Origin of the sequence: Leeuwenhoekiella palythoae, from assembly GCF_020310025.1 — a bacterium.
Lineage (GTDB): Bacteria > Bacteroidota > Bacteroidia > Flavobacteriales > Flavobacteriaceae > Leeuwenhoekiella > Leeuwenhoekiella palythoae.
Genome location: NZ_CP084318.1, coordinates 2,807,855 through 2,831,154 on the forward strand (window position 1 = coordinate 2,807,855; position 23,300 = coordinate 2,831,154).

The following is a 23,300-nucleotide window of genomic DNA, read 5'->3' on the forward strand; positions in this document are numbered from 1 at the left end:
ACCCTATGAAAAATCTCACTCGAGCAAACACAGGTTTAACCGAAAAACTTCCTATAAAAGTCATTCAATATGGTGAAGGGAATTTTCTTAGAGCCTTTGTAGATTACATCATTGATAAACTGAATAAAGAAGCAGACTTTAATGCCGGTGTTGCGGTGATCCAACCGCTGCCAGGTGGGATGGTAAGTATGCTTAACGATCAAGACGGACTCTATAATTTATTTTTAAGAGGAATTAAAAACGGAGAGGAAACCGAAGAAATACACACCATTTCCTGTGTGCAGGAAGGGCTGAATCCGTATACAGATTACGATAAATATCTCGCATTAGCCACTGACGAAGAGCTAGAATTTTTAATCTCAAACACCACCGAAGCAGGGATTAGTTTTGACGAGAATGATACGCTTGCAGGCACGCCACACAAAAGTTTTCCGGCTAAAGTAACCGCTTTATTATACAAACGCTTTAATCAGTTTGAAGGAGCTTCAGATATGGGATTGACGATCATTCCTTGCGAATTGATCAATCATAATGCAGATACGCTTAAGAAAATCATTTTGCAGTACGCAGATTTATGGGACTTAGAGCCTGCATTTAAAACCTGGGTAGAAGAGCATAATAGCTTTCATAATACGCTGGTAGATCGCATTGTTCCGGGGTATCCTAAAGATGATATTGATGCGTATCAAAGTCAGTTAGCGTATAAAGATAATCTTATCGTTTCGGCCGAAACATTTTTACTTTGGGTGATTGAAGGTGACGCGCAATTAAAGCTAAAAATACCGTTTGATAAAATTGACGAGAATGTTTTGGTCGTTGAAGATATGCAGCCTTATCGTACACGTAAAGTGCGTATTCTTAACGGAGCACACACGACGATGGTTCCTTTTTCATTGCTCTACGGAAATGAAACGGTAAAGGAAACTGTAGATGATGCATTTACCGGAAAGTTTGTGCGAGATGCCGTATTTAAAGAGATCAATCCAACTTTAGATCTTTCCGAAGAAGAGTTGCAAGAGTTTGCAGATGCTGTTTTTGACCGATTTAGAAATCCGTTCATCAAACACTTATTGTCTAGTATTGCACTCAATACGGTGTCTAAATTTAAAGTTCGCGTATTGCCTAGTCTTTTAGCTTTTGAAAAAGAATACAATCGATTGCCTGAAAATCTTACCTTTGCATTGGCGTGTTTAATCCGTTTTTATAAAGGCACTTATAAGGGTAGAGCATTACCTATTAAAGATGATGCGGCGGTTGTGGCATTCTTTAAAGAAGCTTGGCAAACCGAAGACTATGCAAAAGTGGCTCAAAAGGTATTGAGCAATGTTGGGTTCTGGGATCAGGATTTAACTGCGATTTCAGGATTAGAACAAAAAGTTACTACTGCTCTGGCGTTAATTGAGGAGCACGGCGTAGAAGAAGCCTATAAAAAATATGCAGTCTAAAAGACTGTTTTTAAGTAAAGCACCTATGAAAAGCAAGTTGATAAAAGTACATCCTGAAGATAATGTGGCAGTAGCTTTAGTAGATTTATATGCCGGAGATACTGTTGATTTTGAAGGAAAATCGATAGCAATTTTAACCGATTCTAAAGCGAAGCATAAGATCGCATTGACCGATTTTAAGGTGAATGATCCTATCTATATGTATGGGGTTTTAGTGGGAAAAGCTTTAAGTGCGATTAATTTTGGAGGCTTGCTTACTACAGAGAATGTAAAACACGAGGCGAACTCAGTTTCTAAAAAAACAGAAACAACTTCGTGGACAGCACCTGATATTTCAAAATGGAAAGACCGAACCTTTATGGGCTATCACCGGGAGGATGGTCAAGTGGGAACGCAGAATATCTGGTTGTTTTTTCCTTTAGTATTTTGTGAAAACCGAAATATAGAACTGCTTAAGGATGTATTTGAAAAAGAGCTTTCTTTTCATAAAGCCAGTAAACAGCGACAATTGTTACGCAGTTTGATCAGCGGTGCACCAGAAGATACAGCGGTTGCAGAACTAGAGGAAGAGCAGGCTATTTTTGACAATATTCAAGTGAAGTTTATCACGCACCAAGGCGGCTGTGGCGGTATTCGTCAAGATTCGGTTTCTTTATCTAAACTGCTTGCGGGCTACGTTAATAATCCCAATGTGGCCGGGGCTACTGTATTGAGTTTAGGGTGCCAAAATTTACAAATTGACATTTTCAAACAAGCTTTGGCCGAAAAGAGCGCTGCTATTAAAAAGCCTGTGCTGATCTATGAGCAGCAACAGGAAGGCACAGTTGAAGAGATGCTTTCTAAAATCATCAAAGACTCTTTTGAGGGCATCAAAAAAGCGAATCAAATTCAGCGTAAACCAGCTTCAATCTCAAAACTGAAGATGGGCTTAGAATGCGGTGGATCAGACGGTTTTTCTGGGATTTCTGCAAATCCGGCTTTGGGTTATGCTTCAGATATTCTGGCGGCAGTAGGCGGCTCTCCCATACTTTCTGAATTTCCTGAATTATGCGGAGTAGAGCAGGAGTTGGTGAACCGTTGTGTTTCTGATGAGGATGCAGAGCGTTTTATGCACTTGATGAAGGCTTACGAGAAATCTGCTGTGGATGCAGGATCAGGATTTGATATGAATCCGTCTCCGGGAAATATCAAAGACGGCTTGATTACTGACGCTATGAAATCTGCCGGAGCTGCTAAAAAAGGCGGGACATCGCCTATTCAAGCGATTTTAGATTACGGAGAATATGTCACTAAGCCCGGGTTGAACCTTTTATGTACGCCGGGTAATGATGTAGAAAGCACCACGGCAATGGTAGGTTCTGGGGCTAGTGTTGTTGTATTTACCACTGGTTTAGGTACACCTACCGGAAACCCTATCGCACCTGTGCTTAAAGTGGCTTCAAACAGCACTTTGGCACGTAGAATGCCCGATATTATAGATATTGATAGTGGTGGTGTTATTCGAGGTGAAAAGACCATTGAAGAGATGGGAGAAGAAATCTTAGAGCACGTAATTCAAGTGGCGAGTGGCGAGATCCAGTCTAAGGCAGATGCTTTAGGTCAGGATGATTTTATTCCTTGGAAAAGAGGAGTGTCACTTTAAATTACAGTATAGAAATGCATTAAAAAGGAAGCTACTTTTAGCTTCCTTTTTTTATTGAAGTATCTCGGGTATAAAGCTCCGGACTCAACACCACTTTTTTCTCAACCCTAAAATTCTTTTTTACGTCTGTAATTTGTTCCAGAAAAACCTGAGCGGCTATCTGCCCCATCAGAACGGGTGTTTGTCCCACAGTCGTTAGCGGGCGTTCTAAATATTTGGTAAACGGCTCGTTACTAAAGCCCACAACGCCTACATCTTCTGGGATTTTAAAGCCGTTAGCACGCAGCTCGCGCATACCCCCTAAAGCAACATAGTCACTGGCAGAGAAGATTGCATCAAAGCTAATATTGTTTTTTAAAAGGGATTTAACAGCCTCAATACCGGCTTCCACAGTGCTGTTTACTTGCAGCAAAAGATCATTATTCACGGGCAGATTGTGTGCTTTAAGTGCAGCGATATAACCGTCATAACGGTGTTTATAAATCTCAAGTTTATGATCACCTCCTATGTGCGCAATATTGGTATAGCCTTGTTGAATCAAGTGTGTAGTGGCTTCATAAGCCCCTTCAAAGTCGTTGATCGTAACCGAACTCACTCCTGAAATATCCTTTTTACGGTCAAAGAAGATCAGTGGTACGCCTTCATCCCTAACTTCCTCTATGTGTTTTACGCTCTCTGTGGTTTTAGAAACCGAAATAAAAATTCCGTCTATATGCGTATTTAGAAGGGTTTTAATCTGTTTGGCTTCGCTCTCTACATTCTCGTGCGTTTGACAGATAATCACGTGATATCCTTTTGGTTCCAGCTCCTCCTCAATACCGCGAATCACCGAAGCAAAAAACGTGTGATTGATATACGGCACAACCACTCCCACGTTAAAAGTGCGACCACTTTTTAAAGCGAGGGCAAGTGCGTTTTGTTGATAATTGAGTTCCTTGGCGGTTTTTAAAACAAGTTCCTTAGTTTTTAAGCTCACACGATCGCTGTCATTTAAAGCTCTCGATACCGTAGCAGCACTAATATTTAGTTTTTTTGAGATATCGTAAATCGTAACCTTTTCTTTCTGGCGCATCTTCAATTAGGGTGTTGTAATCGTTTTCAATTTAGAATAATTTTTAATATTTCTCACTTTTTCTGTAGAATATACAAGAAGAAAAGCCATAAAATGGCACTTTAATTTATCAATCAGGCATATTTAACTGTTAAAAACTGATTTTTTAATGAAAATTAGTCTTTTTTATTTGCATACTGATAATTAATATTTATTTTGGTGCAATCGATTACATTAATTGTTGCAGAACGAGTAATTTGATCAAACCCATTTAGATAACCAGTTTATTAATCTATGCTACCCATTTTAAGAAATCGATTTCGCTACCTTCTTCTAACCGTAGTTGCGGTTGGTTTAGTTTCAGTTTCCTGTAAAAATAAAAATGAGCAATCTAAAGCAGATTTAGCACAAACTGAAAATGTTTGGGCACAGGCTGATGCCATCATCGAAGAGATCGGGACAGTCACTTTTCAGGATTCGGTGTTCAATATTAATGAATACGGAGCTGTAGCAGATGGAACAACTATAAATACGGAAGCTTTTAAAGCTGCTATTGCTGCTTGCAATCAGGCGGGCGGTGGTAAAGTTTTAGTTCCTGAAGGAACGTATTTAACAGGGCCAATTCACTTAAAATCAAATGTGAATTTACACCTAGAGGTTGATGCTGAAGTCTTATTTACCACAGATAAGAGCGCTTATTTACCGGCTGTGCATACTTCGTATGAGGGGATGGAAATCATGAATTATTCTCCGCTCATCTATGCTAAAGGGCAGAAAAACATTGCAGTAACAGGTAGGGGAACTTTTAATGGTCAAGCGAATACAGAGAATTGGTGGCCGTGGTGTGGTGCCGAGCGTTATGGGCACAAAGAGGGAGAGCCACAGCAAAAAGATGAACATAATTTGCCCACGCTTTTTACAATGATCGAAGATGGAACTCCGGTTGAAGAGCGCATTTTTGGTGAAGGTCATCAACTACGCCCCTTATTTTTGCAAACGCTGGAGTGTGAAAATGTTTTGATTCAAGGAGTGACTTTTACCAATGCGCCGTTCTGGGTCATTCATCCGCTAAGATCAAAATATATAACCGTAGACGGGGTTACTGTGAACAGCCACGGTCCTAATAATGATGGCTGCGATCCTGAATATTCAAAATATGTGCACATCACCAATTGCAACTTTAATACTGGTGATGACTGTATCGCAATAAAGTCTGGACGCAACGGTGATGGTCGTCGTGTAAATATTCCTAGTGAGAACATTGTGGTTGAAAACTGTGATATGAAAGATGGTCACGGTGGTGTGGTCATGGGCAGTGAGATCTCAGCTGGGGTACGTAACGTATTTGTACGCGAGTGTACGATGAACAGTCCAAATCTGGATCGAGCCATAAGAATTAAGACCAACACGTTGAGAGGTGGTTTTGTTGAAAACGTCTATGTGAAGGATGTTGAAGTCGGTCAGGTAAAAGAAGCGGTGCTTAAGATCAATACGTATTATGGCATCTATGGAACTCAAGAAGGGGACTTTATTCCAACTATAAAAAACATCAACTTAGAAAATGTAACGGTAGAAAATGGAGGGAAATATGGGCTGTTGATTCAAGGTAGAGAAGAAAAGCCGGTGACGGGAATCAGCTTGAAAAATGTAAGCATCAAAAATGCGGCGACTCCATTGAAGATTGAAAATTGCGAACCTATAAATTATGTAAATACAACTATTAATAACGAGAAATACGGAGAAAAGTAAACAGAAACAATTACAAACAGAAACAATCAAATTTAACATGATGAGAAATACACACACAAATTTTCTTATTCGAAAAAAGATTGGCTTGCTTTTAGTGCTGGCAAGCTGCCTTTTTTCGGTACCTGGATTTGCTCAGGACACACGCACGATTACCGGTACGGTTACTTCTGCAGATGACAGCATGCCGTTGCCCGGTGTAAATATTGTAGTTGAAGGAACCAATTATGCTACGGTAACAGATTTTGACGGTAATTTTCAGCTAGAAGTACCCGGAGATGATGCCACTTTAGTGGTGAGCTATGTGGGATTTCTTACTAAAAATGTAGCCGTGGGTTCTCAAAGTACCTTTACGATATCGTTGGAGACAGATGTTCAGTCTTTAAATGAAGTGGTCGTAGTAGGTTATGGAACTGTAAAAAAATCAGATCTAACAGGTGCCGTTGGTACTATAGGTTCTGAAAGTCTAACCGAAAGAAACATAACCAATCCCGTTGAATCTTTACAAGGTTTAGTACCCGGGGTGCAGGTAAGTAACTCTACCGGTCGTATTGGTGATGGTTTTAATATCACCATTCGTGGTCAGAATTCAATTGGCGGTGGCGGTGACCCTCTTTTTGTAGTTGACGGCGTTCCTACTGATAATATCGATTTCTTAAATCCGCAAGACATTGAGCGAATGGACATTTTAAAAGATGCTTCATCTACTGCGATCTATGGTTCTCGTGGATCTAACGGGGTTGTGATCGTAACCACACGCAGTGGTGCAGGTGCAAAAGGCGGACTAACCGTTAGTGTGGAGTCTTTTGTAGGTGTTAAAGATGTAGCACGTTTACCAAAATTAATGGATCCACAAACTTGGTGGGATTATCACCAATCTGCTTATTTAGCTACCGCCGGAACGGATCCTAACACAGGCGCTGTTTCTGCCGAAACATTAGCGAATGCCGTGGGTGGTAATGGTTCTAACGAGGAGCTTTTAAGACGGGTAGCTGCTAATCAATCTTTTGACTGGTATGATGCGGTTTTAAAAACAGGTGTTCAGCAAAATACCTACGTAAATGCTTCCGGAAGGGCAGAAAATGGTTTGGGATATAACTTAGGCATTGGTTATCAAAATGAAACAGGAAACATCGATAATGAAGAATTGAATAAATATACTTTAAAGCTTGGGGTTGATCACAACATCAATGATAAGTTTACTTTAGGTACCAATGTTACGGTTACTTTGATCGATCAGGATCAAGGTTCTGATGTCGCTATGCGTGAAGCATTTCGATTAAATCCATTTTTAGATCCTTATGATTTAGATGGGGTTACGCTTTTTCCACAACCTGGAAAATTAGTAGATGAAAATGGAGATTTTATAATCAATAAAACCAGTACCTATAATCCACTTTTAGAAATTAATAACTCAATCGATAACGTACGCCGTTGGAACGTGATTGGGAACAGTTATTTTCAATATCAAGCAACAGATTGGCTATCGTTTAAAACCTCTTTCGCTGCGGGTTATACAGACACGCGACGCGGAAGATCTTGGGGAGCATTGACCAATACCGGTGCCAGTAATAACAATTTGCCTTCTGCGCGCTTAGATCAAAGCCAGAATTTTAATTACACTTGGGACAATCAGTTCAACATCAATAAAACTTTTGATGAAAAGCACAATGTAAGCTTACTAGGGCTTTATAGTATTTTCTCTAATCGTAACGAAAATTCGTATTCGGCTTCTCGTAATATGCCTTTTGATACCAGTTTTTATAACATTGGCAGCGGAGAGCAAAGTACGTATGATATTGGTTCTGGATTCAATAAGAATACACTACGCTCTTATGCATTGCGTTTAAATTATGCATTTGATGATAAATATTTACTAACCCTATCTAACAGATGGGATGGTTCTTCGGTATTCGCAGAAGATAATCGCTGGGATTCATTTCCGTCAGCAGCGGTGGGTTGGAATATCTCTAACGAAGATTTCTTAGCCGAATCAACAACGGTAAGCAACTTAAAGTTACGTGCTAGTTTTGGTTATACCGGTAACAATATCATTGATCCTTATTCGTCATTAAATACACTGAATTCACAAACCTACTACGATTATGCCGGTACCGTTTCTAACGGATTTATCTCAACGCAAATCGCTAACGCGGCATTACGTTGGGAGCGTACTCGCGAATTTAATGTGGGGGTTGATTTTGGATTCTTAAATGATCGTATCACCGGTAGTGTTGATGTTTACGACAGACTTTCTGACGATCTATTATTTACACAAGATCTTCCTAGCGAAACCGGCTTTTCTAATATTAATGCAAACGTAGCTTCTGTAAACAACAGCGGTGTCGAACTTGCTTTAACTACCCGAAATATTCAGACCGAAGATGTAACCTGGACGACTCAATTTACGTTCACTAAAAATACTAACGAGCTGCGTACTATATACGGGCAGAGCGAAGTAGATGATATAGGGAACAACTTATTTATTGGAGAATCTCTAGATGCGATCTACAACTATAAATTCACCGGAATCTGGCAGGCAGATGAAGCCGATGAAGCAACCGGTTACGGGATGGAAGAAGGTCAGGAGAAATTGCTTGATGTTAACAATGACGGTCAATATACACCAGATGGTGACCGTATCATTTTAGGTTCTTCTAACCCTGATTGGACCGGAAGTTTCTTCAGTTCGCTACGTGTAAAGAACTTTGATCTTTCAACTTCTGTAATTGTAACGCAAGGAGTTTTAGTGTACAGTAACTTCCATTCTAATTTTGCCGATACACGTGATCGTGGACGTCAAAAATTAGATATAGACTGGTATGTGCCTGCCAATGATGCGGGCTTACCGGCAAGAGCATCTAATACCTATCCGCAGCCACGTAACGAAGGTTCTTTCTGGAGAAACAATGGCGTAGGCTATTACAAGGATGCATCGTTTGTAAAAGTAAAGAACATTGCACTAGGCTATAACCTAGGAGATGGCGCCTTAGAAAAATTAGGCTTTACGTCATTACGTGTTTATGCTAACGTGCTTAATCCATTTGTGTTTACAGATTATGAAGGCTATGACCCAGAATGGGCAGGAGCAAGTTTAAACACAGGTAGACCGGCTTCTGTGACGTATCAGTTAGGCTTTAATTTAAAATTTTAAGAAGATGAAAAAGATAACCTATTTATTAAGCTGCCTCACTGTTTTGTTTACGGTGATCAGCTGCCAAGATTTTTTAGAAGAAGAAAATGAATCTTTTGCCGTTGCCGAAGAATTTTATCTTACCGGTGAAGGCTATCAATCGCTAATCAATGCTAATTATTCACAATTGCGTGAATTGTACGGTAATGCACCTTGGATCTACGTTTGTGGAACAGATCTTTTTGCTGAAGGGCGTGATGCAGAACCCACAGGATTGAGCAGATATTCTGATCTTAACCCGTCTTCTTCAGGTGTGGCAGAATTGTATGACAATGCATACAGAGCCATTCAGTTAGCAAATACCGCAGTGTATTACGCAGATTTAACCGAATCTACAGATGTACTTGATCAGCAGCTAGGTGAAGTACGATACCTGCGCGCAAATGCCTACTTTTTATTAGTGCAAACCTACGGAGGTGTTCCATTAATAACAGAATATTTTAGAGAACCCGTATTAGAATTTTCTAGAGAAAGTGCTGAGAATATCTATGGTTTTATCATTAGCGAACTAGAAGCTGCGCTGAACCAAGTAGGTTCAGGGGCATATCAGGGAAAAGTAAATCAGCGTGCAGTGAATCATCTGTTAGCCAAAGTGTATTTGACTAGAGGTTATGAAAGCTTTGGTTCTACTGCAGATTTTACTACAGCTGCTTCTTATGCAGAAGCCGCGATTGCAGGGCAAGGCTTAAATCTATCTTTTGCCGAATTATGGGCGCCGGGAAATCCTACCTATCCTATAAAGGAAGAAACTCTATTTTCGGTACAATATGATCCTGCTTCTGTAAGTACAGCGCCTTTTGACCTAGGGCATCAGCAAACGGCTTATTTTGGTCCGTATCAAGGTGGAAGCGAGGTTGCCGGTGACGCGCCTTATCGTACCTATACCTTGTGTCCAACACAATTTGCGATAGATCTTTTTACCGAAGATGACGAGCGGTATGCTGCCACTTTTATGACTGAAGTGTATAGTCGTTATTTTGACTTTTATGATGTTGATGATACCAGCACGCTTCCGGTAGCGCATTACTATGCTCCAGCTTGGGAAGCCACTCAGGCAGATCAAGATGCCTACATGGCAGAACACCCTGAAGCAACGTATCACCCTTACGGAAGTTATGTGCCTTCGGCAAATCCTACTAATGATTATCAAACTATTCCGCTTAAGAAATTTGATGATCCTGAGGCTCCGTTTGGGCAAAATACAAGTAGAAGAGATATCGTATTATCTCGTTTGGGAGAAACGTATTTGATCGCTGCAGAAGCTTATTTACAAGCTGGTCAACCGGGCACGGGTCTTAATTTTCTTAATGATGTGCGTGAGCGTGCAGGCGTAGTTGATGCTACTCTTGCAGAATTTGATATCAATTATATTTTAGATGAGCGTGGGCGCGAACTTATGGGTGAATATCACCGCTGGTTTGACTTGAAGCGTACTGGTACGTTGATCGAGCGAGCTTCGGCATACCACTATCTTGTTGAAGAAGGTAATTTTAATGGTGCTAACGGCGAACTCAAGATCTTGAGACCTATTCCGCAAAGTGCTTTAGACTTGAATCAAAATAATGACTTTGAACAGAATCCTGCATACCAGTAATTTTTGAATTTTAATTGAGCGTGAAAAAAGCTTACCCATTTTGGGTCAAGCTTTTTTCTGCTTTTTAAATGGTTTTATGATGAGAACACGTTACGGTCTGATATTTTTCATTTTGATGGTTTGCACTGCATTGAAACTTTCTGCACAGGAAAAGCCCATCGAAGTCAAACCTTATACCTTAGAGACGACTTATGAAAAACTCAAAAAGGAATATCCTTTTATAAAACCAATAGAAGCTCTAAAAACAGGTGATTTCAAAGTTTTAGAAGATCTGGCGCATGAGCGTGTCAATGGTCGAGAACTAAAGGCAGACGTTTATATCCCTACCGCTAAGGCGGAAAAGTATCCGGCCGTCTTATTGGTTCACGGCGGGGGTTGGATTAGCGGGAGCAAGGCTAATGTCAGGCCTTTAGCGTTACAATTAGCAAACCACGGCTATGTTGCTGTCACCGTAGAATACAGATTGAGTACCGAAGCAATATATCCCGCGGCGGTTAAAGATCTCAAAGCGGCAATTCGCTGGATGCGAGATCAGGCTGAAGCGTTTAAGATTGATACAAATAGGATTGCCATTTTAGGCAATTCGGCAGGAGCACAACTGGCTACTTTGGTAGGTGTTACCGGTAACTCTGAACTTTATAAAGATCCGCAGGATACAACTTCAGATGCGGTACAGGCGATTATAAATGTTGACGGAATTGTATCTTTTACACATCCTGAATCAGAAGAAGGGGAAGTCGCAGCGCAATGGCTTAACGGTTCGCGTTCTGAAAATTTAAAAAATTGGGAGGAAGCCTCACCTTTAACTTATATAAATGCAAAAACGCCACCCACCCTTTTTATCAACAGTACACAGCCACGTTTTCACGCAGGCCGTGATGATATGCTTCAGATTTTAAATCAGCACGATATATACAATGAGATACATACGTTACCGGGTACACCACATTCGTTTTGGCTGGTTCAACCTTGGTTTAATAAAACGCTTCAGTATAGTTTATCTTTTTTAGATCGGGTTTTCAATAAAGAAAGTTCAGAAGTCTATAAAACTCTCATCGTGGCTCAGGACGGTAGTGGAGATCACACAAGCATTCAGGAAGCGATTAGTAATACGCGAGATTTAGGTCCCGGATTTGTCAAAATTCTGATCAAAGAGGGCGTTTATAACGAAAAGATTGAGATCCCGGCTTGGAAACGTAAAATTGCTCTTATAGGAATGCCTGGATACGAAGTAGTTCTTGTGAATTCTGATTATTCGGGTAAACTAGATTCTTTATCTAATAAGAAACACAACACCTTTACCTCATACACGTTGAAAGTGGAAGGCCAAGATTTTTATGCTGAAAACTTAACGATTCAGAATACTTGGTGTGATAAGGGTCAGGCTGTAGCCTTACACGTTGCAGCAGATAGAGCGATTTTCAAAAATTGCAAGATTTTGGGTTGTCAAGATACGGTATACACCGCGGGAGAAGGGAATCGTATGCTGTTTGATTCGTGTTATATTGAAGGTACAACCGATTTTATTTTTGGGCAGGCAACAGCATTTTTTGACGCTTGTGAGATTCATAGTCTATCAAATTCGTATGTCACTGCAGCGTCAACGCCTAAGTTTCAAGAATACGGGTATGTGTTAAAACAGTGCACCCTTACCGCTGCTGAAGGCGTAGATCAGGTATATTTAGGAAGGCCGTGGCGCCCGTATGCTAAAACGGTTTTTATAGAAAGTAAGTTGGGCGAACATATTATGTCTGAAGGATGGAACGTTTGGGACGGTGATGCTATGTTTCCGCATAAAGAGCGCACAGTTTTTTATGCTGAATTTCAGTCTACAGGAGCCGGTGCGAACCCTGATGCGCGGGTATGGTGGTCACATCAGCTTTACGAAGAGGAAGCACTGCTATACACAAAAGAAAAAGTTCTCAGCGGTAAAGACCATTGGGATCCAGATAAACAAATTTCAATTTTAAAATAGACTTGATGAAGCATTTAAAAAAACTAGCACTTTGTTTAACCTTAGCCACATTTTCGGTGATAAGCGCGCAAGAAAAACCTACGCTTTATCTTATTGGCGATTCTACAATGGCCGATAAGAAAAACCCGGAGGAAAATCCTGAACACGGCTGGGGGCAAGTGCTTCCGGAATTGCTTACCGACGCTATAGAAGTCAGTAACCACGCCGTTAACGGACGTAGCAGTAAAAGTTTTATTACGGAAGGGCGCTGGGAAACCGTACTAGAAACTTTGAAAAAAGGCGATTTTGTGTTCATTCAGTTTGGGCATAATGACCAGAAGTTTAAAGACAGTACGCGTTATACCAATCCGTTTACGCAGTATCGATACAATCTAGAACGTTATGTGAAGGAAACACGAGAAGCGGGGGCGACCCCAATTTTAATGTCTTCTATTGTTCGACGCAAGTTTAACGAGCACGGCACACTTGAAGATACGCACGGAAATTATCCGTTGGTGGTACGTATGGTGGCCAATGATTTAGACGTTCCATTTATAGACATGCAATTCTTGACCGAACGATTAGAGCGAAAGTTAGGTCCTGAAAAGTCTGAATCCATTCACTTACATTTTGAACCGGGCGAAAATCCTTATTATCAAAATGGAAAACACGATGATACGCACTTGTCCTACACCGGTGCAAAGATGATTGCGTCACTGGCTTTGCAAGAAATTGCCAGACAGGATTTGGAGCTAGAAAACTACATTAAACCTCAAGTTTTGGAGGTAGAAATTGTTACCTTGAAAGACTAATTACTAACCAAAAATAAATAGTATGAAATCTTTGATTTCAGTAGAAAACAAAATAATTGTCATCAGCGGCGCTACGGGCGTTTTGGGTGAATCTATGACGCGTTCTTTGGCCGCAGCTGGTGCTCACGTAGTCGTATTGGGACGCAATCAGAGCAAGGTAGACGCACTGGTTGATAGCATCAAACAAGAGGGAGACCAAGCTTCGGGCGTTGTTGCAGATGTGACCAGTAAAGAGGCTTTAGAAGCAGCTAAAGGCACGATCGAGAATCATTTAGGCTACATAGATGTATTGATCAACGCTGCCGGCGGAAATATGAAAGGCGCGTTGATTCTTCCTGAGCAAAGCCTTGCTGATGCTGATGTAGAAGAAATGCGCAAGGTGATAGATCTGAATTATATAGGCAGCTTTTTACCTACGCAGGTATTTCTTCCGTTATTAGAAAAATCCAAAAAAGGTAGTGTGTTGAACATTTCATCCGTTGCAGCGCATTTACCGTTAACGCGTGTGATGGGCTATGCTTCGGCAAAGGCAGGAATCGAGAATCTAACCCAATTCTTAGCTATCGAGTTTGCACAAAAACAGGAGAACCCCATTCGGGTAAACGCTTTGGCTCCGGGGTTTTTCCTAACGGAACAAAACCGTGAACTGCTCACCAACAGCGATGGAAGCCTCACCGATCGCGGCGAAAAAATCATAGCACATACACCTTTGGGTAAATTTGGCGATCCACAAGAACTTAATGGAGCTATCCACTGGTTGTGCAGCGATGCAGCCAGTTTTGTAACCGGAACCGTAGTGACTGTAGATGGTGGTTTTAAGGCTTTTGCCGGAGTTTAATTTAAGCAAGTAGAGATGATACAAACGATGAGATGGTACGGGCATAAAGATCCCGTTACGCTTCAAGATATTAGGCAGGCAGGAGCGACCGGTGTGGTTCACGCGATGCACGAAATTGAAAATGGTGCGCTTTGGTCTGTTGAGGTTTTAAAACAGCGCAAAGCCGAAATTGAAGCCGCGGGACTTACGTGGAAAGTCGTAGAAAGCCTTCCGGTAACTGAGCCTATAAAAACCCGAAGCGGAGCTTTTCAGGAGCATATAGATAACTATAAACAGTCGCTCATTAACCTTAGTGAAATAGGGGTTGAGGTGGTGTGTTATAACTTTATGCCGGTCTTAGACTGGACGCGCACCCAATTGGCTTATCCATTAAAAAATGGCGCGACTGCATTACGCTTTGATTGGGCGCATCTTGCGGCCTTTGATTGTTTTATGCTGAAGCGAAAAAACGCAGAAAAAGATTATGATGAAAAGATATTAACCGAAGCAAAACGCTTTTTTGATAAGGCTTCAACCGAAGAAAAACAGAAGTTGGAGGATGCAATAATCGCTGGTCTCCCGGGCGCTGAAGAAGGATACAGTCTCGAGGGATTACAGGAAGCTATTGATAAATACGCTTCAATTGACGAGGCTAAAGCACAGGAGCATTTAAAGCTTTTTTTAGATGAAATTTTACCAGTCGCTGAAGCCGCAGGAGTAGCTATGGCGATTCACCCTGATGATCCGCCACATCCGTTTTTTGGCTTGCCTAGAATAATGAGTAAAGCTTCAGATATTGCGCGTTTACTAAAAGATAACGACAGCACATATAACGGGGTCACCTTTTGCACTGGTTCGTTTGGAGCGCGTGCAGATAATGATTTGGTGCAAATGATCAATGATTACGGCAGCCATATACATTTCATTCATTTGCGCAGTACTAAAAGAGATGCGATGGGCAACTTTTTTGAGGATAATCATCTGGAGGGCGATGTACCTATGCCGGCTGTAGTGCACGCGCTTTTAGAAGTAGAAAAGAAAAGAGGGAAGCAATTACCTATGCGACCTGATCACGGCCATCAGATGCTTGACGACCTCAAAAAACCGCTCGCACATCCGGGGTACACTGCGATAGGCCGTTTAAAAGGATTGGCAGAATTACGCGGGGTAATCGCAGGGATAGAATTTATGCAGAACAAAAAGTAACCTTATGAGTACAAAAGCAACAAGCGACGTATTTTTTAAAACAGATAAAAATGCCTGGGAGCAGGCCGATAATGGGATCACAAGGCAAATTATAGCACATAACAACGATTTAATGGTCGTAAGTGTCAAGTTTGAAAAAGGAGCTATAGGCAGCGTGCACGACCATATGCACACTCAAGGCAGCTATGTAGTTTCGGGAAAATTTGAGATCACGATCAATGGGAAATCAGAACTATTAGAAGCTGGTGACGGCTTCTATGTGCCGCCGCACACACCACACGGAGCAAAATGTCTAGAAGCAGGAATTTTAATCGATTCGTTTAATCCGGCTAGGGAAGATTTTTTAGAATAGTAGAAGCGGCTCTAGGGCCGCTTTTTTAATTAAGTCCTAACTTTAGATGTTTTTGTTATCTACATCATTTTGGATTAAGAATTATGACTAACACTACCGCTAATACCGAATTAGAAACCTTTACGCATCGCGAATTATTCATCAAAATATGGCGATCTCCTCGCAGGGTATTCAGGTATATGCATCAACGTGGAATTGATGACTTTGTACAAACGCTGTTGCTTTTAGCGGGTATTTTTAATGCCTTTGATCGTGCTATTGAAAAAAATCTTGGTGATAGCATGTCTTTGCTTGCCGTAATTGGATTTAGTGTCTTTGGTGGAGCGCTTCTTGGTTGGATCTCTTATTATTTGTACGCAGCGCTGTTAAGCTGGACAGGCAAGTGGATAGGAGGGCGTGCTTCTAGTAAAGAACTAGTAAGAGTTTTGGCTTATGGAATGCTACCTGCTATTACAGCTTTGGTGTTTTTAATACTACAAATAGCAATTTATGGAGAAGCAGTTTTTCAAGAGGATCTAGATTTAACCAAAGGCAGCTCTTTTGATAAAGTGATTTATTACACTTCAGTTTTTTGTGAAATAGTTTTATCTATTTGGTCTTTTGTTCTCATTTTGATCGGTATTTCAGAAGTGCAAAATGTAGGTCTCTTTAAAGCATTTTTAAATTTGATCTTGCCCATTTTTGTAGTGCTTCTGCCTATTTTACTCATCAGTGTACTATATTCAGCAATCGTGTAATTTAAAGGCTTGCGGTAATGTTATTGAAAGAATATTTCGTCTGATTTTCCTGTAAAATAGCTCTTACAAAGTTTTCAAAAATCACTAAAAAATTTAACGCTGAATTAATAAATGTACTATAAGAAAAATATACATTTGTGTAACCAGTTACATATTTGAGATGAGTGAAGATTTTTTGATTGAAATGGGCTATGCCGGTTTAACCGGTAGATTAAAAAGATTGAGTGATGCTTTTATGTATCAAACTCGGGATTTTTATAGAGAGCATGATAGTGAGATAGAGCCCAATTGGCATATGATCTTTTTACTTCTTCAAAAAAATGAAACGATGACGGTAACCGAAATTGCAGATGCCTTACAGCTCTCGCATCCGGCGATCGTAAAACTTATAAATAAAATGAAAAAACGCGGCTACATCAATTCTAATCTGGATCCTGAAGATAACCGCAGGTATAACCTGGTTTTATCACAAAAAGCCAAAAAAGAACTACCTGTTTTAGAAGCCTATTGGGAAGCCGGTAATAAAGCGCTTGAAGAAATGCTTGAACACAATACCCTATTGCTTGAACAATTAGAACAGCTTGAAGCCCGTATGGCGGAAGCTGATTTTAAAACCCGAATGGATAAACTCCTTATAAACGAATAGAACGTTCCAAATTTTAAAGGCTATGAAGTTACTCATCGATATTTCAGGATGGGCGGGCTCTTTTCTTGTAGTCCTCTCGTATGCACTTACTCTAATAAAAAACAAAGATTTTAGTACCTATTATATTTTAATGAACCTAGTAGGAGGAATGTTGATTGCGGTCAATTGCTTTTATTATAAAGCCATTCCGTCTTTAGTTACCAATGTGATCTGGAGTATTATAGCCTTACTCTCTATTTACCGCGCTAAAAAGCATTGGTATCAAGACCGAAAAAGAAAAAGAAAAGCGCAGGGGTATTGATGCAGTTGCACTGATTGTAGTACCTTCGGTTATGCGCAAATTTCAACGGATTTATATTTTCCTATTTCTTTTTACTGCGGCTTTTACAGCCTGTAAAGAAGTTAATGACACCCCTAAACTTACCATTGCCACCGCTGCTAATATGCAATTTGCAATGCAGCGGTTGGCAGACGATTTTACTAAAGATACAGGTGTGCCTTGTGAATTGGTGATCAGTTCTTCGGGGAAATTAACGGCACAACTCAAAGCGGGAGCACCTTACGATATTTTTGTTGCGGCAAATATGAAATATCCGCAGGAGGTTTACGATGCTGGTATTGCGGCAACATCCCCTAAAATTTACGCATATGGCAAACTCGTAATTTGGACATTGCGTAGTGAATTAAAACCAGAATTTGCGACGCTTCAATCAAATGCGGTCAAACATATTGCTTTGGCCAATCCAAAGACAGCGCCTTATGGAGAGGCAGCGGTTGCTGCGTTAAGTACATTGCAATTAGAAGAGCCTGTGGCTGATAAATTGGTTTATGGCGAAAGCATCGCACAGACCAATCAGTTTATTATTTCCGGCGCAGCCGAAATAGGATTTACCGCACTTTCGGTAGTAAAAGCACCTTCTTTAAAAACCAAAGGATTCTGGGCGCCGGTAGCCGATTCCTTATACAAACCCATAGCGCAAGGGGTTGTGATGATCTCACCGGATGCAGCAAAAAAGCAACAGGCAGAAGCATTTTATGCTTACCTTTTTACCGCAGAAGCACAGAAAATTCTTCAAGATTTTGGATATTCGGTAGGTGAATAGTTTCAACGGAAATATAAAAACCATTCAAGTTAACGGCAATCTTAGTCTGGTGCTGGTTGAAGTTACACCTAAACTTCAGCTAAAAGCCATCGTGATCGACACGCCGGAAACTGCTGCATATCTTCAATCTGAAGCTCCGGTTGCTGTACTTTTTAAAGAAACCGAGGTGATCATTGCCACTGCAGAAGTGCCGCAGATCAGTTTACAAAACCGTATTCCTGCAAGTATTGTTTCCGTAGAAAAAGGAGCGTTACTTACTAAACTCAAATTACAGTCAGATGCCGGCGTGCTCATAGCCATCATAAGCACAGATTCTGCATCGCGTTTAGAACTGGAAGAAGGCAAGAAGGTAATCGCGATGATCAAGTTAAACGAAGTAATGTTACGTGGTTTATGAATTGGGAACCTCTTATCCTCACGTTTAAACTAGCGGTACTTACCACTTTTATTTTGCTAATGGTCGCATTGCCCTTGGCCCGGTGGTTAAGCACTACAAAAGCTAAGATTAAACCGGTCATCGAGACGCTGGTGAGTATGCCGCTGGTGTTACCCCCAACGGTTTTGGGGTTCTATTTTTTAATGGCGTTTAGTCCTAATAATTTCTTCGGAAATTGGCTCAACGAGTGGCTGGGTGTTAAGTTGGTTTTTTCGTTTGCGGGTTTGACCGTCGCGTCTGTGCTTTATAGTTTGCCGTTTATGGTTCACCCGCTGCAGTCAGGTTTGAGCAGCATTCCGCGATCAGTAACAGAGGCTGCTTATGTGATGGGGAAATCCACTTGGGAAACGTTTTTCAAAGTGCAACTTCCGCAGATCAAACCAGCATTACTTACCGGTATTGTATTGTCTTTTGCACATACCGTGGGTGAATTTGGAGTAGTACTGATGATAGGTGGCAATATTCCGGGGAAAACAAAAGTAGCGTCTATCGCGATTTATGATGAGGTTGAAGCCCTCAATTACGATGCTGCTCATCTATATTCTTTTATTCTCTTTGCGATTACTTTTTGCATATTACTTGTCGTATATCTCGTGAACGGAAATCATTTTAAAAGTTTTTATAAATGATCGAGATTGATTTTACTAAAACATTAGATGGGGGAGCAGGTAGTTTTGATCTTGAACTGAAACTGGCCCTAGAAGCCGGTCAATTTACCACAATCTACGGAGCGTCTGGAGCGGGCAAAACGTCTACTTTAAGAATGATCAGTGGATTGATGACTCCAGATCGTGGAAGTCTCGTTGTAAACAATGAAGTCTGGTACGACAGTTCAAAAAAAATCAATAAAAAACCTCAGGAGCGCAGTATAGGTTTTGTTTTTCAGGATTATGCCTTGTTTGGTCATATGACGGTCTTAGAGAATCTGTTTTTTGCCAAAGGGAAAAAAGACGGCACTAACAGTATTGACGAACTTCTAGAGGTGATGGAGTTGCAGCAACTGCAACACCGCAAACCCGAAACACTAAGCGGCGGACAAAAACAGCGTGTGGCGCTAGCGCGGGCCTTGGTGCAAAAACCAAAACTATTATTGCTTGATGAGCCCTTTGCAGCGCTAGATAATACCATACGTTTTAAACTTCATGAATATTTAAAGCGCGTTCAAGAGCGCTACGATCTAACCACAATTTTAATATCTCACGAGGTAGGCGAAATTATCAAGTTGGCTGACAAGGTGGTTTGTTTAGAACAAGGAAGGATCAATAAAATAGGCTCGCCCGATACTGTCTTTACCAATCAAAATTTAAGCGGAAAATTCAAATTTCCGGGAGTGGTTGTCAAGGTTGAAAGGGAAGAGATCATCAGCGTCGTGAGTGTGCGCATTCATACGCAAGTGGTTAAAGTAGTAGTACAGCATCACGAAGCCCAAGCGCTTGCTTTGGGCGATCAGGTGATAGTCGTCTCAAAAGCCTTTAACCCCATACTTTATAAATTAGAAGCATAAAAAATCCGGAAGCCGTCTTCCGGATTTTTTGTTGTGCTGTTGAAGCGCGTAATATTCTGAAAAATGTGTTTAATCTTTCTGTTGTAAAAACCATTCAATTTTTTCCACTTCAGTAGTGCATCCGCAATAAAAAGGAGCGCGCTCGTGCAGTTCGTTAGGAATACGTTCCATAATGCGACCATAACCGTCAGAAGCTTTTCCTCCCGCTTGTTCCGTAAGAAAAGCCATTGGATTACATTCGTAATTTAGACGTAGCTTACCCTTAGGAGCTTTAGTTCCTTCAGGATATAAATAGACTCCGCCTAGCAACATGTTTCGGTGAAAATCGGCCACCAGCGAACCGATGTAACGTGAAGTAAAAGGTCTGTTTTCTTCTTCGTTAAGCTCTTGTGCCCAACGTATAAACTTTTTAATTCCTTGCGGAAAATGCACATAATTCCCTTCATTTACTGAATAAATTCTACCAGATTCCGGATACTTCATGTTAGGATGAGAGAGAAAAAAAGATCCAATTCCGGGATCAAAAGTAAAACCGTGAGTACCATTTCCTGTGGTATACACGAGCATTGTTGAGGTTCCGTAGATGAGATAGCCCGCAGCAACCTGATTGATACCGGGTTGTAGAAAATCTTCTAAAGTTACAGGCGTCCCCACCGGGCTGATTCTGCGATAAATGCTAAAAATGGTACCTACCGTTATATCAACATCAATATTTGAAGAACCATCAAGAGGGTCAATAAGCACTACATAATTGGCATTTTTGTGTTGCTCTTCATTAAAAACTACAAAATCTTCAAGTTCTTCTGAGGCCAAACCGCAAATATCGCCACGATCACGTAGCGTGCTGATAAACATGTCATTGGCGAGTACATCTAGTTTTGCTTGGGATTCTCCTTGTACATTTTCTTGACCGGCTTTTCCGCGTATTTCTGCGAGTCCGGCTTTGTTGATTTCTTGATTCACCATTTTTCCGGCGAGCCTGATAGCGCTCAGAAGCGAGGTGAGTTCGCCTTTAGCATACGGGAAATCTTTTTGGTTTTGAACGATAAATTCGCCAAGCGTGGTGTGTCTTTCCATAAAAGTGTGTTCTGGTTGGTCTATGTAATAAAATTACTTTTTTATTAAAAAATGTATCAAATACATTTTTTACAATCGATTACTTTGGTTTTTTATTGATTATTTAGCAAAGAATTCGTAGTAAAGTTAACGCAAAGTTTTGTGATTAAAAGCTTCAGCATACTTTTAATTTAGGAGTTACGAGCGGAAGTTTATTGTAAGAAATAACGCTTAGAATAGCGCCGTAAATAAAGCATTAAAATTGTTTTAAAATCAAAGCTAACTCCAAGAAAACCGCTAATTTCGAGCTTAATACTAGAATTTATGAGTAAACATATTGTAATTATTGGGGGAGGCTTTGCCGGAATCAATCTTGCTAAAAAACTAAGTAAAGTATCGTACTACCAAGTCACCTTAGTAGATAAAAATAATTACAATTTCTTTCCGCCCTTGTTGTATCAAGTATCCACGGGATATCTTGATCCTTCGAGTATTACTTTTCCGTTTAGAAACCTTTTTAGAGGCCAGGCAAATTTTAGGTTTAGAATGGGAGAATTTCTAGAAGTTCAGCCTGAAAATCATCAGATCATTTTGAATAACGGTACGCTACACTACGATTATTTGGTATTGGCTACGGGAACGCAAACCAATTATTTTGGACTTGATCAGATTGAAAAGCATGCGATTCCCATGAAGACGCTTGAAGACGCATTAGAAATGCGTAATCTTTTACTACAGCGACTTGAAGAAGCCACGCGTATAGATGATAAGTCACAACGTTTACCCTATTTAAATATGGTGGTTGCGGGAGGCGGTCCTACCGGAGTTGAAATTTCCGGTGTTTTTGCAGAGTTGCGTAACCATACTATAAGAAAAGAATTTCCTGAGCTCATAGGTTCAGGAAGCCGAATTTATTTGATCAACGGTGGGGGAGAGCTGCTTTCGCCTATGAGTGAGAAAAGTCAGCAATACACGCTTAAAAAGCTACAAAAGGCAGGTGTGGAGGTTTTACTTAACACGCGAGTTGTAGATTTTGATGGCGAAAAAGTTATGATGAAAGATGGTTCTCATATTTATAGCAAAAATCTTATCTGGGCGACGGGCGTGACCGGCTTTCGATTTAAAGGAATCCCCGATATGGCTTATGAACGCGGTAACCGGTTAAAAGTAGATGCCTATAATAAGGTCGAAAATGTACAGGATATTTATGCCATTGGTGATGCCTCAATAAGCACTGCTGACTCAGATTTTCCTACAGGGCATCCGCAACTTGCCCAAGTAGCCATGCAACAAGGAAGAGTATTAGCTAAAAACCTGGACCGAATGGCTAAAGGAAAACCGCCCAAACCCTTCAATTATCTTGATAAAGGATCTATGGCGATTATTGGGAGCAGTAAAGCTGTTGCCGATATGCCTAAACCAAAACTACACTTCAATGGCTTTGTGGCATGGTTTGTATGGCTATTTGTACACCTATTTGCTTTAATTGATTATCGAAATAGAGTGCGTACGTTCTACAACTGGTCTACAGAATACCTTACCCAAAATCAAGATCTCAGACTGATCATAAGACCAAACACAAAGCGGAAATAGCTTATGCGGTTTTAGTTATTAAGAATATTCTTACGAGTTATTTTTCTATGGAAGTAAATTGTTTTTTTTAATTCTGAATCTTCTCACATAAATCGATTTACTCCTTTGATTCAGGATGAACGACTATTAAATGCTGATATATTGGTAGTTGTAAAAAATAATTACTTGTATAAAACAGTAATATGCGTTTATATTTCCGGGTCACATTCCTACGATAAATAAAATTACACTTGTAAAAAATTAAAAAACACCCAAACTAAACCGATAAAGTTGTGTTTTTTATCCTGTTTTTGTGTTTTTTAAAGAATCCTTATCTAGCTTAGTATAAACAAAAGTTAATACTCTCATTACAAATTTTCCAGAGTAGACGTTCATTTTGACATTTAAGAGGGTTTTTAGCCATACTTATGTCA

At 40.5% G+C, this 23,300-nt stretch carries 20 protein-coding genes; 18 read left to right on the forward strand and 2 right to left on the reverse strand.

Features of this window, described 5'->3' with window-relative positions:
• Positions 1–5: 5 nt before the first annotated feature.
• A complete protein-coding gene (locus LDL79_RS12060) occupies positions 6–1,445 on the forward strand; it encodes a tagaturonate reductase (RefSeq protein ID WP_225597855.1) in 1,440 nt (479 codons plus the stop codon).
• A gap of 25 nt (positions 1,446–1,470) precedes the next feature.
• On the forward strand, positions 1,471–3,087 hold the full coding sequence (locus tag LDL79_RS12065) for a UxaA family hydrolase (RefSeq protein WP_225599972.1): 1,617 nt from the start codon (positions 1,471–1,473) through the stop codon (positions 3,085–3,087).
• Between the two features lie 37 nt (positions 3,088–3,124).
• On the opposite strand, the gene LDL79_RS12070 is transcribed toward LDL79_RS12065, so the two are convergent.
• Positions 3,125–4,159, reverse strand: coding sequence for a LacI family DNA-binding transcriptional regulator (locus LDL79_RS12070; protein ID WP_225597856.1), 1,035 nt, complete (start codon positions 4,157–4,159; stop codon positions 3,125–3,127).
• Between the two features lie 273 nt (positions 4,160–4,432).
• Between LDL79_RS12070 and LDL79_RS12075 the strand changes: the two genes are divergently transcribed.
• The 15 genes from LDL79_RS12075 to LDL79_RS12145 all read left to right on the forward strand — a co-directional run bounded on the left by LDL79_RS12075 (position 4,433) and on the right by LDL79_RS12145 (position 20,238).
• Positions 4,433–5,887, forward strand: a complete 1,455-nt coding sequence (locus LDL79_RS12075) for a glycoside hydrolase family 28 protein (RefSeq protein WP_225597857.1) — start codon at positions 4,433–4,435, stop codon at positions 5,885–5,887.
• 37 nt (positions 5,888–5,924) lie between these two features.
• Positions 5,925–9,038 carry a SusC/RagA family TonB-linked outer membrane protein gene (locus LDL79_RS12080; protein WP_225597858.1) on the forward strand — a complete coding sequence of 1,038 codons (3,114 nt, stop codon included), beginning with the start codon at positions 5,925–5,927 and terminating at the stop codon, positions 9,036–9,038.
• Between the two features lie 4 nt (positions 9,039–9,042).
• Positions 9,043–10,671, forward strand: coding sequence for a RagB/SusD family nutrient uptake outer membrane protein (locus tag LDL79_RS12085; protein WP_225597859.1), 1,629 nt, complete (start codon positions 9,043–9,045; stop codon positions 10,669–10,671).
• Between the two features lie 76 nt (positions 10,672–10,747).
• Positions 10,748–12,646, forward strand: a complete 1,899-nt coding sequence (locus tag LDL79_RS12090) for a pectinesterase family protein (RefSeq protein WP_225597860.1) — start codon at positions 10,748–10,750, stop codon at positions 12,644–12,646.
• Between the two features lie 5 nt (positions 12,647–12,651).
• Entirely contained in the window at positions 12,652–13,437 is a 786-nt protein-coding gene (locus tag LDL79_RS12095; RefSeq protein WP_225597861.1) for a rhamnogalacturonan acetylesterase, read from the forward strand.
• A gap of 22 nt (positions 13,438–13,459) precedes the next feature.
• A complete protein-coding gene (locus tag LDL79_RS12100) occupies positions 13,460–14,275 on the forward strand; it encodes an SDR family oxidoreductase (RefSeq protein WP_225597862.1) in 816 nt (271 codons plus the stop codon).
• A 15-nt stretch (positions 14,276–14,290) separates the two neighbouring features.
• Positions 14,291–15,460: a mannonate dehydratase gene (gene uxuA, locus LDL79_RS12105; RefSeq protein WP_225597863.1), complete on the forward strand. Its 1,170-nt coding sequence runs from the start codon at positions 14,291–14,293 to the stop codon at positions 15,458–15,460.
• A 4-nt stretch (positions 15,461–15,464) separates the two neighbouring features.
• Positions 15,465–15,812, forward strand: coding sequence for a cupin domain-containing protein (locus LDL79_RS12110; protein ID WP_225597864.1), 348 nt, complete (start codon positions 15,465–15,467; stop codon positions 15,810–15,812).
• 83 nt (positions 15,813–15,895) lie between these two features.
• The gene (locus tag LDL79_RS12115) at positions 15,896–16,549 is read left to right on the forward strand and encodes a Yip1 family protein (RefSeq protein WP_225597865.1); all 654 of its coding nucleotides are present in this window, start codon (positions 15,896–15,898) and stop codon (positions 16,547–16,549) included.
• Between the two features lie 160 nt (positions 16,550–16,709).
• The gene (locus tag LDL79_RS12120) at positions 16,710–17,195 is read left to right on the forward strand and encodes a MarR family winged helix-turn-helix transcriptional regulator (RefSeq protein WP_225597866.1); all 486 of its coding nucleotides are present in this window, start codon (positions 16,710–16,712) and stop codon (positions 17,193–17,195) included.
• A gap of 22 nt (positions 17,196–17,217) precedes the next feature.
• Positions 17,218–17,496: a CBU_0592 family membrane protein gene (locus tag LDL79_RS12125; protein ID WP_225597867.1), complete on the forward strand. Its 279-nt coding sequence runs from the start codon at positions 17,218–17,220 to the stop codon at positions 17,494–17,496.
• 31 nt (positions 17,497–17,527) lie between these two features.
• The gene (modA, locus tag LDL79_RS12130; RefSeq protein WP_225597868.1) at positions 17,528–18,298 is read left to right on the forward strand and encodes a molybdate ABC transporter substrate-binding protein; all 771 of its coding nucleotides are present in this window, start codon (positions 17,528–17,530) and stop codon (positions 18,296–18,298) included.
• On the forward strand, positions 18,291–18,695 hold the full coding sequence (locus tag LDL79_RS12135) for a TOBE domain-containing protein (protein ID WP_225597869.1): 405 nt from the start codon (positions 18,291–18,293) through the stop codon (positions 18,693–18,695). Before modA ends, LDL79_RS12135 begins: the two co-directional genes overlap by 8 nt.
• Positions 18,692–19,363 carry a molybdate ABC transporter permease subunit gene (gene modB, locus LDL79_RS12140; protein ID WP_225597870.1) on the forward strand — a complete coding sequence of 224 codons (672 nt, stop codon included), beginning with the start codon at positions 18,692–18,694 and terminating at the stop codon, positions 19,361–19,363. The genes LDL79_RS12135 and modB overlap by 4 nt, the downstream gene beginning before the upstream one ends.
• Complete coding sequence (locus LDL79_RS12145; RefSeq protein ID WP_225597871.1) at positions 19,360–20,238, forward strand: ATP-binding cassette domain-containing protein; 879 nt, start codon at positions 19,360–19,362, stop codon at positions 20,236–20,238. The genes modB and LDL79_RS12145 overlap by 4 nt, the downstream gene beginning before the upstream one ends.
• Before the next feature lie 69 nt (positions 20,239–20,307).
• On the opposite strand, the gene fbp is transcribed toward LDL79_RS12145, so the two are convergent.
• Positions 20,308–21,315, reverse strand: a complete 1,008-nt coding sequence (fbp, locus tag LDL79_RS12150; RefSeq protein ID WP_167596377.1) for a class 1 fructose-bisphosphatase — start codon at positions 21,313–21,315, stop codon at positions 20,308–20,310.
• Positions 21,316–21,618: 303 nt separating this feature from the next.
• Here fbp and LDL79_RS12155 point away from each other — a divergent pair, with 303 nt between their 5' ends.
• Entirely contained in the window at positions 21,619–22,887 is a 1,269-nt protein-coding gene (locus tag LDL79_RS12155) for an NAD(P)/FAD-dependent oxidoreductase (protein ID WP_225597872.1), read from the forward strand.
• Positions 22,888–23,300 lie beyond the last annotated feature (413 nt).

What these genes read in the sequence shown, in the direction of transcription:
- LDL79_RS12060 (WP_225597855.1), top strand. Translation starts at nt 6, where the DNA reads ATGAAAAATCTCACTCGAGCAAACACAGGTTTAACCGAAAAACTTCCT.
- LDL79_RS12065 (WP_225599972.1), top strand. Translation starts at nt 1,471, where the DNA reads ATGAAAAGCAAGTTGATAAAAGTACATCCTGAAGATAATGTGGCAGTA.
- LDL79_RS12070 (WP_225597856.1), bottom strand. Translation starts at nt 4,159, where the DNA reads ATGCGCCAGAAAGAAAAGGTTACGATTTACGATATCTCAAAAAAACTA.
- LDL79_RS12075 (WP_225597857.1), top strand. Translation starts at nt 4,433, where the DNA reads ATGCTACCCATTTTAAGAAATCGATTTCGCTACCTTCTTCTAACCGTA.
- LDL79_RS12080 (WP_225597858.1), top strand. Translation starts at nt 5,925, where the DNA reads ATGATGAGAAATACACACACAAATTTTCTTATTCGAAAAAAGATTGGC.
- LDL79_RS12085 (WP_225597859.1), top strand. Translation starts at nt 9,043, where the DNA reads ATGAAAAAGATAACCTATTTATTAAGCTGCCTCACTGTTTTGTTTACG.
- LDL79_RS12090 (WP_225597860.1), top strand. Translation starts at nt 10,748, where the DNA reads ATGATGAGAACACGTTACGGTCTGATATTTTTCATTTTGATGGTTTGC.
- LDL79_RS12095 (WP_225597861.1), top strand. Translation starts at nt 12,652, where the DNA reads ATGAAGCATTTAAAAAAACTAGCACTTTGTTTAACCTTAGCCACATTT.
- LDL79_RS12100 (WP_225597862.1), top strand. Translation starts at nt 13,460, where the DNA reads ATGAAATCTTTGATTTCAGTAGAAAACAAAATAATTGTCATCAGCGGC.
- uxuA (WP_225597863.1), top strand. Translation starts at nt 14,291, where the DNA reads ATGATACAAACGATGAGATGGTACGGGCATAAAGATCCCGTTACGCTT.
- LDL79_RS12110 (WP_225597864.1), top strand. Translation starts at nt 15,465, where the DNA reads ATGAGTACAAAAGCAACAAGCGACGTATTTTTTAAAACAGATAAAAAT.
- LDL79_RS12115 (WP_225597865.1), top strand. Translation starts at nt 15,896, where the DNA reads ATGACTAACACTACCGCTAATACCGAATTAGAAACCTTTACGCATCGC.
- LDL79_RS12120 (WP_225597866.1), top strand. Translation starts at nt 16,710, where the DNA reads ATGAGTGAAGATTTTTTGATTGAAATGGGCTATGCCGGTTTAACCGGT.
- LDL79_RS12125 (WP_225597867.1), top strand. Translation starts at nt 17,218, where the DNA reads ATGAAGTTACTCATCGATATTTCAGGATGGGCGGGCTCTTTTCTTGTA.
- modA (WP_225597868.1), top strand. Translation starts at nt 17,528, where the DNA reads ATGCGCAAATTTCAACGGATTTATATTTTCCTATTTCTTTTTACTGCG.
- modB (WP_225597870.1), top strand. Translation starts at nt 18,692, where the DNA reads ATGAATTGGGAACCTCTTATCCTCACGTTTAAACTAGCGGTACTTACC.
- LDL79_RS12145 (WP_225597871.1), top strand. Translation starts at nt 19,360, where the DNA reads ATGATCGAGATTGATTTTACTAAAACATTAGATGGGGGAGCAGGTAGT.
- fbp (WP_167596377.1), bottom strand. Translation starts at nt 21,315, where the DNA reads ATGGAAAGACACACCACGCTTGGCGAATTTATCGTTCAAAACCAAAAA.
- LDL79_RS12155 (WP_225597872.1), top strand. Translation starts at nt 21,619, where the DNA reads ATGAGTAAACATATTGTAATTATTGGGGGAGGCTTTGCCGGAATCAAT.